This is a genomic window from Carnobacterium sp. (assembly GCF_040274425.1).
Map to the genome: position 1 here is coordinate 48,102 of NZ_JBEMBC010000009.1, position 13,317 is coordinate 61,418.

At 35.3% G+C, this 13,317-nt stretch carries 13 protein-coding genes; 3 read left to right on the plus strand and 10 right to left on the minus strand.

Annotated elements, in window-relative coordinates:
* Window position 1 precedes the first annotated feature (1 nt).
* Genes ABS911_RS03280 through gnd form a run of 4 tightly spaced genes read right to left on the minus strand, consistent with a single transcriptional unit; the run spans window position 2 to window position 3,869 of the window.
* Entirely contained in the window at window positions 2-829 is an 828-nt protein-coding gene (locus ABS911_RS03280; RefSeq protein ID WP_350466286.1) for a PTS mannose/fructose/sorbose/N-acetylgalactosamine transporter subunit IIC, read from the minus strand.
* Window positions 830-843: 14 nt separating this feature from the next.
* Entirely contained in the window at window positions 844-1,944 is a 1,101-nt protein-coding gene (locus ABS911_RS03285; protein ID WP_350466287.1) for an iron-containing alcohol dehydrogenase family protein, read from the minus strand.
* 15 nt (window positions 1,945-1,959) lie between these two features.
* Window positions 1,960-2,961 carry a D-isomer specific 2-hydroxyacid dehydrogenase family protein gene (locus ABS911_RS03290; protein WP_350466288.1) on the minus strand — a complete coding sequence of 334 codons (1,002 nt, stop codon included), beginning with the start codon at window positions 2,959-2,961 and terminating at the stop codon, window positions 1,960-1,962.
* A 2-nt stretch (window positions 2,962-2,963) separates the two neighbouring features.
* On the minus strand, window positions 2,964-3,869 hold the full coding sequence (gene gnd, locus ABS911_RS03295; protein WP_350466289.1) for a phosphogluconate dehydrogenase (NAD(+)-dependent, decarboxylating): 906 nt from the start codon (window positions 3,867-3,869) through the stop codon (window positions 2,964-2,966).
* Window positions 3,870-4,000: 131 nt separating this feature from the next.
* Between gnd and ABS911_RS03300 the strand changes: the two genes are divergently transcribed.
* Both ABS911_RS03300 and ABS911_RS03305 read left to right on the plus strand, forming a co-directional pair.
* Entirely contained in the window at window positions 4,001-4,879 is an 879-nt protein-coding gene (locus ABS911_RS03300; RefSeq protein WP_350466290.1) for a MurR/RpiR family transcriptional regulator, read from the plus strand.
* Window positions 4,876-5,769 (plus strand): Cof-type HAD-IIB family hydrolase, encoded by an 894-nt coding sequence (locus ABS911_RS03305; protein WP_350466291.1) that lies wholly within the window; start codon window positions 4,876-4,878, stop codon window positions 5,767-5,769. Before ABS911_RS03300 ends, ABS911_RS03305 begins: the two co-directional genes overlap by 4 nt.
* Before the next feature lie 318 nt (window positions 5,770-6,087).
* Here ABS911_RS03305 and ABS911_RS03310 read toward each other — a convergent pair whose 3' ends face one another.
* Genes ABS911_RS03310 through ABS911_RS03320 form a run of 3 tightly spaced genes read right to left on the minus strand, consistent with a single transcriptional unit; the run spans window position 6,088 to window position 9,621 of the window.
* Window positions 6,088-7,101 (minus strand): PfkB family carbohydrate kinase, encoded by a 1,014-nt coding sequence (locus ABS911_RS03310; protein ID WP_350466292.1) that lies wholly within the window; start codon window positions 7,099-7,101, stop codon window positions 6,088-6,090.
* Window position 7,102: 1 nt separating this feature from the next.
* Entirely contained in the window at window positions 7,103-7,753 is a 651-nt protein-coding gene (locus ABS911_RS03315; RefSeq protein WP_350466293.1) for a bifunctional 4-hydroxy-2-oxoglutarate aldolase/2-dehydro-3-deoxy-phosphogluconate aldolase, read from the minus strand.
* A gap of 38 nt (window positions 7,754-7,791) precedes the next feature.
* Entirely contained in the window at window positions 7,792-9,621 is a 1,830-nt protein-coding gene (locus tag ABS911_RS03320; RefSeq protein WP_350466294.1) for a glucose PTS transporter subunit IIA, read from the minus strand.
* A gap of 264 nt (window positions 9,622-9,885) precedes the next feature.
* On the opposite strand from ABS911_RS03320, the gene ABS911_RS03325 reads away from it, so the two are divergent.
* On the plus strand, window positions 9,886-11,085 hold the full coding sequence (locus ABS911_RS03325; protein WP_350466295.1) for an enolase C-terminal domain-like protein: 1,200 nt from the start codon (window positions 9,886-9,888) through the stop codon (window positions 11,083-11,085).
* Between the two features lie 59 nt (window positions 11,086-11,144).
* Here the strand turns inward: ABS911_RS03325 and ABS911_RS03330 are convergent, their stop codons facing one another.
* From ABS911_RS03330 to ABS911_RS03340, 3 genes are all read right to left on the minus strand, one after another.
* Window positions 11,145-11,855, minus strand: a complete 711-nt coding sequence (locus ABS911_RS03330; protein ID WP_350466296.1) for a GntR family transcriptional regulator — start codon at window positions 11,853-11,855, stop codon at window positions 11,145-11,147.
* A 232-nt stretch (window positions 11,856-12,087) separates the two neighbouring features.
* The gene (locus ABS911_RS03335; protein ID WP_350466297.1) at window positions 12,088-12,939 is read right to left on the minus strand and encodes a MurR/RpiR family transcriptional regulator; all 852 of its coding nucleotides are present in this window, start codon (window positions 12,937-12,939) and stop codon (window positions 12,088-12,090) included.
* A 53-nt stretch (window positions 12,940-12,992) separates the two neighbouring features.
* Window positions 12,993-13,317 (minus strand): anhydro-N-acetylmuramic acid kinase (locus ABS911_RS03340; RefSeq protein WP_350466298.1); only part of this gene is annotated, 325 nt, incomplete at its 5' end.

A 13,317-nucleotide genomic window follows, 5' to 3' on the forward strand; every position in this document is an offset into this window, starting at 1 on the left:
TTTAAAAATCATCGTCATCATCATCAAATTCACCAGCAGAAGTTGAGTCAGCTGCCGAAGATTTAGTTGCAGTATTATTACGACTAAGTACAAATATTGCCGCAACAAGTGTACCTAAAATAGCATAAGTTACCATTGTGATATTTAAATCTTTGAAGATCACACTTATGAAGTAAGCTAACAGGAAAAACACCATATAATCACGACGACCAATAACATAAATAGTTGTAGCAATACCAATTGCTGCTAGTCCGCCACCTACAACTTCAAGAATGTGTAAAAATACTGTACCTTCTAAAGTTGTGATAACATCAGCAATTACTGGAGCTCCCCAATACAAAGCGATAAACACTAGTGGAACGAATAAGAGGAAAGAAGCAATCGTTGGATAAAGGACAACAGAGCGAGAAATTCCACTGTGATTCAAGCTTTCAACGGCTCTATCCGTAGCTTTTCCAAGAAAAGTATTGATAAAGAAACGGAATTGATAAAGATAAGATCCTAATAAGCCTACTGGAACGGCAACAGCGATTGCGGCCTCAGGAGTAAGATCTCCCAACAAAGCCACTGAAACTGCAATAGCTGCAGCAATTGATGGTTCAGAAGGCATCGTACCACCTGGAGAGAATACACCCATATAAATCAACTGAATAGCTGCAGTTATAACCATGGCTCCTGCAATATCTCCCATTACGACCCCAACTACTAAACCGGTCATCAATGGAGAAAAACGTAGCGTTAACGTAGCTCCACCTAAAAATGATCTTGACATTATTGCAGCGACCCATAGTGCAATAATCAGACTTTGCCATATTGATAATGTTTCCATTTTTTATTACCTCCTTATTTATTCAAATAATTTTCTAAATCAATTAGTGCTGTGGTTAACGTTTCTTCATTTACTTTCAACGGCAGCAAATGAACTTTTTTCTTGTTGTCAATTAATTTTACAATGTTGCTTAAAGTACTTTCAGCCATAGGATATACACCCATCTCTGTCAATGATTTTGGTAAATGCAACGATTCATAAAATGGAATTAATTCATCAATTGTAGACCATTTTTTTTCTAAAGCTAGCTGATAAAGAATACCATAAGCCACTTTTTCACCGTGCAAGTACACATGTACCTCTGGCAGATAAGCGGATATAGCGTCGTGGATAGAATGCGCAGCAGTGTTTCGTGCATATTTATCACCCAAGCCACCCACCAAACCAGCTATAGCAAAAATAATCTCTGAAATATGAACAAATTCATCTGAAATATTCCCTGCTTTCATGTCCTCAATTGCTTTTTCAGATTCCGTCAACACTTTTTCTTTACACATACGAGCAGCATAACGCGCCATTTGTAAAAACGGTTCATCACTAAACTCTTCTTGTTCCAAAATCAAGTCCGACTCATACCATTTTGCTAAAGTATCCGCAATTCCAGCAATAAAATAATTAACGGGTGAATCAATCACTAGTGCCGGATCAGTAATCAGGAAAGCAGCTTGTCGTTTGACATGTTCTGTTTTTCCTTCTGCTAAACCATTGTCTTTATACATAACAGAAAGCGGTGCCCATGGTGCACAATTACTTGCCAGTGTCGGAATAATTCCAAATTGAGTATTGGTTAAATGACTGGCATGTAAAACTAAATCGGATAATTTACCTCCGCCGACTCCTATGACAAAATCAATCTTATTTTTTTTAATAATTTCTGCAATACGGTAACACTCGTTATAACTGCATTCTCCCTTATATTGCTCATAGATAATTTTTTTATCTAAATTTATCACTTTAGTTAAGAAAGGTTTTGCTTTTTCCCAAGAAATGCCTCCATGTACAATTAAGATACAACTTGCAGCATGTTCTTGAAGTAGTTCAGGAATGATGTCTATTGCTCCTTCACTGTATCGATAAAACTGTGGTCCAACTTTCACATTTAAATCTTTAATCATTTATACACCTCCTCTCTACTTTAAATAAGAACTAATCTTTTGCACTGATCTTTTTGGAAGAAGACCTTCTGCGCTCCTCTCACAATCAGTTGCACATTTATTTCCCATACCTTCAAGACATTCCATTGTATATGCTGAAGTGTGAGGCGTAATGATAACGTTTTCAAATCCGAGAAAAGGATGATTTGCACGTCCTGGTTCAACTTCTAGTACATCTGTTGCAAAACCAGCAATTTTGCCAACTTCCAATTCATGTATCAGTGCGTCTTCCTCAATCAATGCCCCTCTAGCAGTATTAGATAAATAGACATTGTCTTTCATTTTAGAGAACTCTTCCTTAGAGAGCATATGATAGTTATCGTCTGTTAAACTGGCACATATACAGATGACATCAGCTTTTTCTAACAACTCATCTAGCTCCACTTTTTTTGCACCAAATGCTTCAATCTCCACTTTGTCTTTATTGGGGTCATATCCAAGCACTTCACAACGAAAACCATAATGAAGAATTTCAGCAACTCGACTTCCAATGTTCCCTATTCCAATAACACCTGCCGTTTTCCCTCCAAGTGCATGACCAACAAATTGAGCTCTTTTTTCCCATTTGTCTTGTACAACACTTTGATAAGCTAAATTTGTTTGTCTCATGACATTTAATAAGTTGGTTATATTATTTTCTGCAACCGCATCTCGTTCAATTAAAGCTGGTACGATAGATACGATGGTATTGTGTTTCTTGGCTGCTTCTAAATCAATATTATTGTAGCCAATTCCATGTCTCGTAATTAACTTTAATTCATCTTTATGGTCAAAAAAGTCTTGTGTAAAAAAAGGTGTTACGCTAGCAATGATCATGTTAAAGCCTTTCAATTCTTCCGCTAACGTTTTTCCATCTATATCGCCATCAAAAGTAAAACTTTTTACCTCTCCTAATCGATGCAGTCGCTCTAAATGGTTTGGGAAGACTTTTCCGAAACTACTTGAATTTACAATTGCAATTTTATTCTTTCCACTCATTTTTATTGTCCCTCATTTCTCGTAACATCATGGCCACCAAATTGATTACGCATCGTTGCCACAACTTTTGCAGAAAAGCTATCATCAATTTTTGATGCATTGCGAGCAAATAATGAACTTGAAATAACGGGGACAGGTACATTTAAATCGAGTGCCTCAGCTACTGTCCATTTCCCTTCTCCGCTTGCATCTATGATACCTTTGATATCGTCCAATTTAGGATCACTTGCAAAACTTTCTTCTGCCAATTCCATCAACCATGAACGGATAACTGAACCGTGATTCCATACAGAAGCCACTTTTTCGAAGTTGTAGTCATAGCCACCTGCATTTAAAATATCAAATCCTTCACCAATAGCTTGCATCATTCCATATTCAATACCATTATGGATCATTTTTAAATAATGTCCGCTACCAGATTTTCCGGTATACAGATACCCTTTATGACAAGCTAGTGCAGCAAAAACTTCCTCTGCTTGGTTAAAAACTTCCGCATCTCCTCCAATCATTAGACATGCTCCTTCTTGTGCGCCTTCCATTCCTCCTGACGTACCACAATCTAGAAAACCAATCCCTTTTTCTTTAGCTAGTTCATAATTTTTCACACTATCCTTGAAATACGAATTTCCTCCGTCTATCAAAATATCATTTGATTGCAATTCATTAGTAAGCGTTATCACTAATGTATTAGTGATTTCTCCTGAAGGTGTACTTAAGAAGATGATTTTTTTATCTTCTAATTTTTGTAGCAACTCTTCTTGTGAATTTACGATAGATAAATGACTCTCAGAAGCTTTTTGGCGTGCTAGGGTTGAAACATCATAACCAATAACATCGATATTATTTTCTTGCAAATTCAACGCTAAGTTCAATCCCATCTTTCCTAAACCAATAATGCCTACTTTCAAGACCTCTCCTCCTCTATGACTTTTATAGTTCCAAGTATAACAAATTTTTTTTATTTGTAAAGGCTTACTATAAAAAATATTTTTTATTATCAAAAAATGTAGTATACTGTTTTAAAAGGAGTTGAAGCTGTATGGCTTACAATTATTTAGAAAAACTACTACGTCCGCATATGAAAAGTTTTAATGATACGGAGAAAGTCATAGCAGATCATTTTATTGCACTTGGAAATGAGGTCGTGAATAAAACCCTTTCCAATTTAGCATCTGACACTGGATTATCTGAAGCTACCATTTTCAAATTTGTTAAAAAAATTGGTTATGACGGCTTCCCTAATTTTAAAATTTCAGTGGCTTCTAATTTCCAAGCAATAGAAGGACGAAAAAACGAATTAACCGTTTTTTCTGACATTAGTAAAGAAGATTCTTCCTACGCTATTGCACAAAAATTAGTTCATTCGAATAAACTCGCCTTAGACAACTTGATTGCATCACTAGATGAAAAGAGAATTAATCAGGCATTAAATTTAATATACGATTCAAAGACCCTTCACTTTTTTGGACAAGGGGCTTCATCAGTAATCGCTTTAGACAGCTACCACAAATTCTTGCGGACAAAGTTTCACTGCAATTACATTTCTGATTACCACATGCAACTAAGCTATGCAACAAAACTCGGTCCTAATGATTGTGTTTTTTTATTTTCACACTCTGGAGAGACTATCGAAACGATTGAAGTGGCAAAAATTTTGCGAAATAATCAAGTCAAAATTATTATCTTAACAGGCAATCACCATACTGATTTAGTTAAACTTTCGAGCATATCGTTTGTTGTAGATTCAGAAGAATCAGCTTTTCAATCAGAAACACTCACTTCACGAATTCTTTATTTAACGATTATTGATATTCTATATGTAGCAATGATGTATCATGATGAAGCAAAAAATAAAGAATCCCTAGAAAAAATCCGAAAAGCATTGGCTGTTACAAAAAAAGGAGGAGCAAAGCGGTGACAATTAAAGCAATCGTATGTGATATGGATGGAACTCTGCTTACTTCGGACAATAACATAGCACCAAAAACGTTCAGTAAATTGATGGAGCTACAAACTAAAGGTATTAAATTGATTTTGGCAAGTGGCCGTAGCTATATCCGCTTATTACCGGATGCTTTAAAGTTGCGTATGGATGAATATGCTGGTTTGATGATTGATGTTAATGGTACTTCCATTTATCATGTGCAAACAGCTAAACGTGAACGAATCGGCCAATTAGAACACTCATTTATTAATGAGATCAATCATTTCTTTTCTCTCTTTACGGTAGAATTGCAATACAGTCAAGATGATACGATCTATACTTATTTACCCGATGAAATTTACACCATTAAACGGAATATCCGCGGAGAGATGCGTCTTCCAGATGATTACCCTTGGATGGGTGGAATGCACGGTTGGTTATGCGATACTCGTGATGGTTACCCAAATCAATATATGATTCGCAACTTGGCAGATACGCCAAGTTCTTGCAATAAGATATCCGTAGTTCAAGAACCAGCTTATATGTCCTTCGTTCGGGATACTTTAAAAAATCATCCTATTTATGACCAATATGAATATGTATTTTCAGATGAACGTAAAATGGAGATCACAAATAAAAATATTACAAAAGGAAATGCTTTAGATCTCATTATGGAAAAACAGAACTTCCAACATGATGAAATAGTGGTATTTGGTGATAGTGAAAACGACATTTCTATGTTCAAAAATAAAAAATATTCAGTTGCAATGGGTAATGCACTTAATTACGCAAAACAACAAGCTAATTACACGACCGATAGCCATAACCATGAAGGGATATACAATATGTTAGTACATTTAGAAAATCAAGGGCTCTTCGAATAAGAGATTATAATATGGTATAAACTGCTACTTCCCTTAAATCATAAGTGTTCCCGTATCTTGTTTCCAAAAAACGTTTTACTTCTGAACACTAAATTGATTGCTCTCACTATGATTACTCCCTAATCAGAAAGTACCAAAAAGCACCTACCACAACTTTGTATGTGGGTAGGTGCTTTTTACTAATTTATTTATCTAATTCTATCTTTTCATGATTAAATTTATTTAATGAGATAATACATAGAAATGAGACTATATTATTCATCTACAAATAATATAGTCTCATTTCTTATAAGATAGATTATTAAAAAATGTTTGACTTTAACGATTTATTTTACCAGATCCTGTTTCTAAAAAATCGTTTACTTCAGAAACACTAAATTGATTACAATCACCATTAACTGTATGTTTCAACGCAGATGCTGCTGTAGCAAAATTTATAATCGTTTGAGGATCATTTTGGCATAGAAGACCATGCAAAACGCCACCAGAAAAGGCGTCTCCACCTCCTATACGGTCTATAATAGGATTTATATTATGACAATCAGACTCATAATATTTTTTTTCTATCCATAAATTACCGGTCAAATCGTTTTCAGTTGCTGAATGAATGATTCTTTTGGTTGAGTAAAAAACTTCAATATTAGGAAACAGTTTTTGCATTTCTTGATAATAATAAATCATTGCATTTTTATTATCATTATTTTCACTATACTCGGAAATATTCAGAAGATACCTGGCATCCATATCTCCAGCTGAACAATAATCTACATACGGCAAAATTAGTTTAATTATTTCCCTTGCTTCTTCTAAACTCCACAATTTTGAACGATAGTTAATATCAAAACTAATCTTAACTCCAGTCTTCTTAGCCGTTTTGATTAAGTCTATTGTCAGTTGCTTCCATTCTTTTGAAAGAGCTGGTGTAATTCCAGAGATATGAAATAAATCGACGCCTTCGAAAAGAGCATCTAAATCCCACTCAATTTCTGTTATAGCAGCAAAACTAGAGCCTGTTCGGTCGTAAATCACGTCTGCTGACCGCTTACCTACTCCAGCTTCCATATAATACAATCCTAAACGCTGACCACCAAAAAGTAAATGTGTAGTCGATACTCCATAACTATTCAGAAATTTTTTAACGGATTGGCCTAAAGCATTATTGGGAACTTTGCTGGCAAAGGCTACTTCATGACCATAGTTAGCAAGCGAAATAGCTACATTGGCTTCTCCGCCTCCATAACAAACCTCAAGTTGTTGAGCGTGTGCTAATCGTTCTCCAGGATTTGTTGAGAGTCGCATCATGATTTCACCCAATGTTACAACTTTCCCCATATTATCTTTGTCCTTTTATTTCGTGATATTTATTCATATATTGTGTTGCTAAATCTGTCACTTTATCAAATTCTCCTGTTTTTGCTGGTTCTAATAAGTTTCCTCCAACGCCAACAGCCACTACGCCTTCATTGAACCATTCTGCCATATTGTCTATGGTGACTCCACCTGTAGGCATGATATTTAAATACGGCAATGGAGCTTTAAATGCTTTAACCACACTAGGACCATACACACTTCCAGGGAATAATTTGACAATATCAACACCGCTTTTAAGAGCTGTTTCCATTTCAGTGATCGTCATACAACCCGGCAAGTAAGGGATTTGATAAAGATTACACATTTCTGCAGTAGCTGGATTAAAACTTGGACTGACGATATATTGAGCACCAGCCATAATGGCTAAGCGAGCGGTTGTTGCATCTAGTACTGTTCCAGCTCCAATAATCACATCATCATAGTCTTTGTAATAATGAGCCAATTCTTTTATGATTTCATTAGCTTCTGGAACAGTAAAGGTTAATTCTATGCTCCTAATTCCGCCTTTAATAACCGCATGACTCGTTTTTAAAACTTCTTCTTTCGTTTCACCTCTAAGAACAGCTATGACTCCCGCTTCTTCTATTCGTTGTAAAATATTCATCTTTTTCATTCTTTAAGCTCCTTTAAATAGTATTAACAGTTTAGTTTTTAAGATAAAATAGCATTTCCTAAAGTACTTCCTGCAAGATGTTCTCCTTCAAGATTCTGTTCACCAGATAAACTTTGAACTTTATCCATATTGGTTACGACGACAATAATTGTGTCATCTTTTTGTGCTTGTTTAACTTTTTCTAAATTGACATGAGCAATTTTTGTCTTAGACGTTACAGATTCTCCTACTTTGACAAAGATATCAAATGCTTCTCCATCTAAACTCACAGTATCAATTCCCATATGAACAAGAATTTCAAGTCCATTTTCTGTTACTAACCCAACTGCATGTTTTGTTGGGAAAATAGATTTAATTTTACCAGATATTGGAGAATAGATATCACCTGAAGTAGATTTCATAGCATATCCATCACCAACCATTTTTGTTGAAAATACATCATCATTTACATCTTCTAAAGGAATGTACAAGCCATCCGTAACTGCACTCAATTGGACTTCATTTGAACTTTCCTCTACTGTTTGTTTTGGTACTAAAAAACTAGTAATGGCAAACGAAATTCCAATTGCAATGATAATTCCTAATACTGCATAAATAAAATATTGACCAATATAAGCCGGTAAACTGAAAATACTTGATAAAATATAACCATAGATTCTTACTCCAAAGAAACTTATGAAAGCTGACGAAACTGCACTACCAATAGTCGCTGCAAGAAACGCTTTTTTATACTTAGTTAATACCCCGAATAAAGCGGGCTCAGTTATACCTAACAAACCTGAAAATGCTGCTGATAAGATAATCGACTTTTCTTCTTTTGTCTGAACATTTTTATATAATGCAATCGTTGCACCGGTTATCGCCATATTAGCCATAAACATCATCGGCATTAACATATCGTAACCTTGATTAGCAAAGTTTTGCAACGCAATTGGCGTCATAGCATGATGTAAACCTGTAAGGATAGCAATGGGTCTGATCAACCCAACTACCACTCCGGCTAAAATTGGAGAAATAGTAAACAACCAACTCACTCCAGCAGCAAGCAGATTACCAGCATAGATTCCGATAGGACCTATTACCGTTAAGGCAAATAATCCTCCAACAAATAATGAAATCGTTGGCGTAAATACGGTACGTAAGATTTCTGGTAAGACTTTGTCAACCCACCGGTAAATATAACTTAGTGCTAAAACAGCAAAAATGATAGGAATGACCGTTCCGGCATAGTTAAATACGGGTACAGGAAGGATGCCGAAAAGCATAAAGCTTGAGATTTCGCCTGATGCTGCAGCTGCAGTCATTGTTGGAAATTGTAATGTTGCAGCAATTGCAATGGCTAGGTATTGATTGGTTTTAAAAATACGTGCTGCAGAAGCTGCTACAAAAAATGGTAAGAACGTAAATACTCCACTAGCTAACATATCAATTACTTGGAAAGTCGGGGTTTCATTAGAAATAATATTCAAAGCAACTAGACCAGCCATCAACCCTTTTATCATACCAGCTCCAGCAATTGCCGGAACAATCGGACCAAAAACGCCAGAAACCGTATCCATAAATAAAGAAACTAAGCCTTTTTTCTCACTTTGTTGATTATTGTTGCTGTCTGATTCATTTTCGATACCTAATTCTTTAGCTAATACTTCATAATAATCCGCTACATTTGTCCCGATAACAATTTGCAACTGATCGCTTTGAAATTTTGTACCTACTACACCAGGTATCTTTTCTAATTCTTTATAGTTTATCTTTTCTTTATCTTTAAGATTAAATCTTAAACGAGTCATACAATGCCAAGCATTATTTATATTTGTTTCGCCGCCGACATGTTGAATGATTTGTTTTGCAACCTCTTCTTTTTTCATTTGATTTCCCACCCTTTTTCTCTGTTTATTTTTTGTTTCCGTTTACAACTTGAATAATAGCACATTATGCTAAATTATAAAAACAGTCCTAAATACGAAAAAAGCAGAATAATCCTTTGATATAACAGTATTTTTAGGATTTTAACTTATTATTGGACTGGTTTTTATTCATATACCTTCATCTTTTCATACCAAATTGACAGTCGCTCCTATTACATGTTTCAATATACATGTAGTCTTAAAAAAAGGAAAAGAGGTTTGAACATGAAACCAACGATAATCACAGATATCAAAAGCTATACCATCAAACCAGATCGACATAATCTAGTAGTAGTAAAAGTAGAAACAAATAGAGGAGTCATTGGTTATGGCTGTGCAACTTTCCAACAACGCCCATTAGCGGTTAAGGGTATGGTTGATGAATATTTAAAGCCTCTACTAATCGGTAAAGATGCTAATAATATTGAAGACTTGTGGCAAATGATGACGGTTAACTCTTATTGGAGAAACGGGCCAGTAATTAACAACGCTATTTCAGGAGTAGATATGGCTCTTTGGGATATTAAAGGAAAATTATGTGATATGCCACTTTATCAATTATTAGGTGGGAAATCTAGAGATGCTATTGCCAGTTATACCCATGCCGTAGCAGACAATTTAGATGATCTCTACGGAGAAATTGACAGTATCCTTGCAGAAGGTTACCAATACATCCGCTGTCAATTAGGTTTTTATGGCGGGCCAGCTACTGAATTGAATACGCCTAAAAATACCTCTGAAGGTTCTTATTTTGATCAATACCAATACATGGATACAACCTTGAAAATGTTTGCTGCTATTCGAAATAAATATGGCAACTCATTCCAAATGCTCCATGATGTCCATGAACGCCTTTATCCAAATCAAGCCGTTCAATTTGCTAAAAAATCTGAAGAATATAATTTATTTTTCTTAGAAGATCTATTACCACCTGATCAAAATGAATGGCTAAAACAAATTCGTTCTCAGTCATCTACGCCAATTGCTACCGGCGAATTATTTAATAACCCAATGGAATGGCAGTCTCTAGTTAAAAACCGTGAGATAGATTATATGCGTGCACATGTCTCACAATTAGGTGGAATCACACCTGCTATTAAATTAGCGCATTTTTGTGATGCTATGGGAATCCGGATGGCTTGGCATACTCCATCTGATATCACACCCATTGGTATTGCTGTAAATACACACTTGAACATCCATCTTCATAATGCTGCAGTTCAAGAAAATATACTAGTACCTAAAAATACAGCCAGCCTCTTTTCACATGTACCAGTAGCTGATAAAGGCTACTTTTATCCTATTGATAAACCTGGAATTGGTGTTGACTTCAATGAAGAATTAGCTGAAGAGTATCCAATTGTCTATCGCCCACATGAATGGACACAAAGCCGTACACCAGATGGCACAATCGTTACTCCTTAATCAACAACTAGCAAAGACCTTACTACATATACAAAAATATGTGGTTGGGTCTTTTTCAGTCAATCATTTTGTCTAGTTTGATGGCTTTCCTTATTAAAGGGAATAATATACGTACATGAGTAATCAATAGCTGTTACTTCACTGTATTCATAGACTTGTCCACTTTTCAAAATACCACGGTTAATGATTTTCATTGCTGGGGTACCTTTCTTGCAAAGCAATAATTCAGATTGTTTCTTAGTGATTAAAATGGGAGTGTAACTCGTTATATAATGTGAAATATCATACCCTGATTGCTGAACATACTTCTGGATAGAGTCTTCAACAACACTAGAAGTTAAATCAGGGAAAAGTGAAACCGGTAATTTCGATGTCTCAATTTGTGTTATTTTATAGTTTACTATTCGAATACGCTGAAAAACCCAAACAAATTGTTCGTCATCTAATTCAAAAATTTGTCGGTCTTCTTCTAAAGCAGGTTGCTTTTCCAAAAAAACTATTTTTGAACTGATTCTATCATAGGAATTTCTTGTCAACGAGTTATAAATTAAAGGATTTTGTTTAGCATCTTTGCGGATAAATGTTCCTGACCCTTGAACGACTTGAACTACGCCAATATCACTTAAGCTATTGATAGCTTCTTGTATCGTATATCGCGAAACTTCATATTGAATAGCTAAACTTCTTTGCGTAGGCAACTTACCTTCTGAATAATGTTCTTGATAAATTTTACTTAATATATCTTGGACTACAAATTCGCGTTTTTTCATAACAAATCTCCTATTTCCATGTTTTTCAAACATCATGAATACAATCATTTTGACTATTTATAATACTGATACAATGAGATCTTTATTTATTAGTATAGCTTACCCTGCTAGAAAGACAAATCCAAAAATAATAGTACTTTGTAAGTTGAATAATTTTAATTAAATAAAAAAGAATACCCACGAATCAATCTCAGGTACTCTCTAACTAAATTTTATAAAATCACTAATCTTGCTATCTATTCTTATACTGATCCATTTCTTCTCTTGATTGTTTGATTCTCTCAGTACTAGTTATATAATTTTTAGACAGAAACGCGTAAAACAGAACATCTATCGCAATGAGTTGTGCATGTAGCGAGCTCGAAATAAACTGATTGTCTGTCTCAATTGTTTTTACGGTTTGAATTGTATAATCGGCTTTATTCGCTATACTATTTTGACCGAATTGAGTTAGTCCAATGGTTTTTAAGGAACTTTTTTTGGCTAGTTTGATGAGTTCGATAATTTCTCTCGTTTCTCCTGAATTGGAGATGCCAAAAAACAGTGCATTTTTTGGAGCTGCTCCTAGCATGGATACCAATTGATGATTATCGGTAGGGCAGACAACTATTTTGCCTACTCTACTCCATTTCTGAACCATATTTTCAGCAATAATCCGTGAATTTCCAACTCCATAGACATAAACGATAGAAGCTGCCTCAATCAGTTCAACAACACGCTCAATGTCAAATTCATTCATCAATGCACTAGTTTCTTCCATTGATTTAAAGGCATTAGCCAATAGTTTACTTTTAATATCGCTGATAGTTTCATCCGCTTCTATTTCTGCATAACCCGATTCATCTATTGACACGATTTCTGCGGATAGATCGACTTTTAGTTTTGTAAATCCATTAACTCCAATACGGTTGCACAATCGAATAACAGCGGTCGAATTCGATTCTGCGGCTGTTCCCAGTTGAGCTGTTGTCATTTTGATTGTTTCTTCAGGATTTGTAAGAATGTACTCGCCGATTTTCCTCTCAGAATTAGGAAGATCATCAAGGACACTTTTAATTCGACCCAAAATATTATTTCTAATCATGCTGTTTCACCTCGTATAATCAAAAGATACAGGAATTTTCAAAAGAAAGCAATCTAATGATAATACGTTATCTTTCCTAATATAACAGGTTTCGTTGCGCCTGTAGCACTTGGAACATTGCTTGGCAAATGATGAATGGTCTGGTTCGCTAATATGGTCATTGCGATCGCTTCTTTCGCTTCTGAGGAAAACCCGACTTCTTCCTGGATAAGGACCGTTCTTCCAGGAAATTGTTCTTTAATCATCTGAACCAAAACAGGATTGTAACTTCCTCCTCCACCAATAATCAAATCCGACTGGTGATCCATAAAGTCACGAATATTTACTACAATGGACTGCGCAGTAAATTGAGTAGCTGTTGCAATAAAATCATCTGGC

Excerpts from the sequence above, each read along its gene's own strand:
- ABS911_RS03280 (WP_350466286.1), bottom strand. The coding sequence starts at position 829 with ATGGAAACATTATCAATATGGCAAAGTCTGATTATTGCACTATGGGTC.
- ABS911_RS03285 (WP_350466287.1), bottom strand. The coding sequence starts at position 1,944 with ATGATTAAAGATTTAAATGTGAAAGTTGGACCACAGTTTTATCGATAC.
- ABS911_RS03290 (WP_350466288.1), bottom strand. The coding sequence starts at position 2,961 with ATGAGTGGAAAGAATAAAATTGCAATTGTAAATTCAAGTAGTTTCGGA.
- ABS911_RS03300 (WP_350466290.1), top strand. The coding sequence starts at position 4,001 with ATGGCTTACAATTATTTAGAAAAACTACTACGTCCGCATATGAAAAGT.
- ABS911_RS03310 (WP_350466292.1), bottom strand. The coding sequence starts at position 7,101 with ATGGGGAAAGTTGTAACATTGGGTGAAATCATGATGCGACTCTCAACA.
- ABS911_RS03315 (WP_350466293.1), bottom strand. The coding sequence starts at position 7,753 with ATGAAAAAGATGAATATTTTACAACGAATAGAAGAAGCGGGAGTCATA.
- ABS911_RS03320 (WP_350466294.1), bottom strand. The coding sequence starts at position 9,621 with ATGAAAAAAGAAGAGGTTGCAAAACAAATCATTCAACATGTCGGCGGC.
- ABS911_RS03325 (WP_350466295.1), top strand. The coding sequence starts at position 9,886 with ATGAAACCAACGATAATCACAGATATCAAAAGCTATACCATCAAACCA.
- ABS911_RS03330 (WP_350466296.1), bottom strand. The coding sequence starts at position 11,855 with ATGAAAAAACGCGAATTTGTAGTCCAAGATATATTAAGTAAAATTTAT.
- ABS911_RS03335 (WP_350466297.1), bottom strand. The coding sequence starts at position 12,939 with ATGATTAGAAATAATATTTTGGGTCGAATTAAAAGTGTCCTTGATGAT.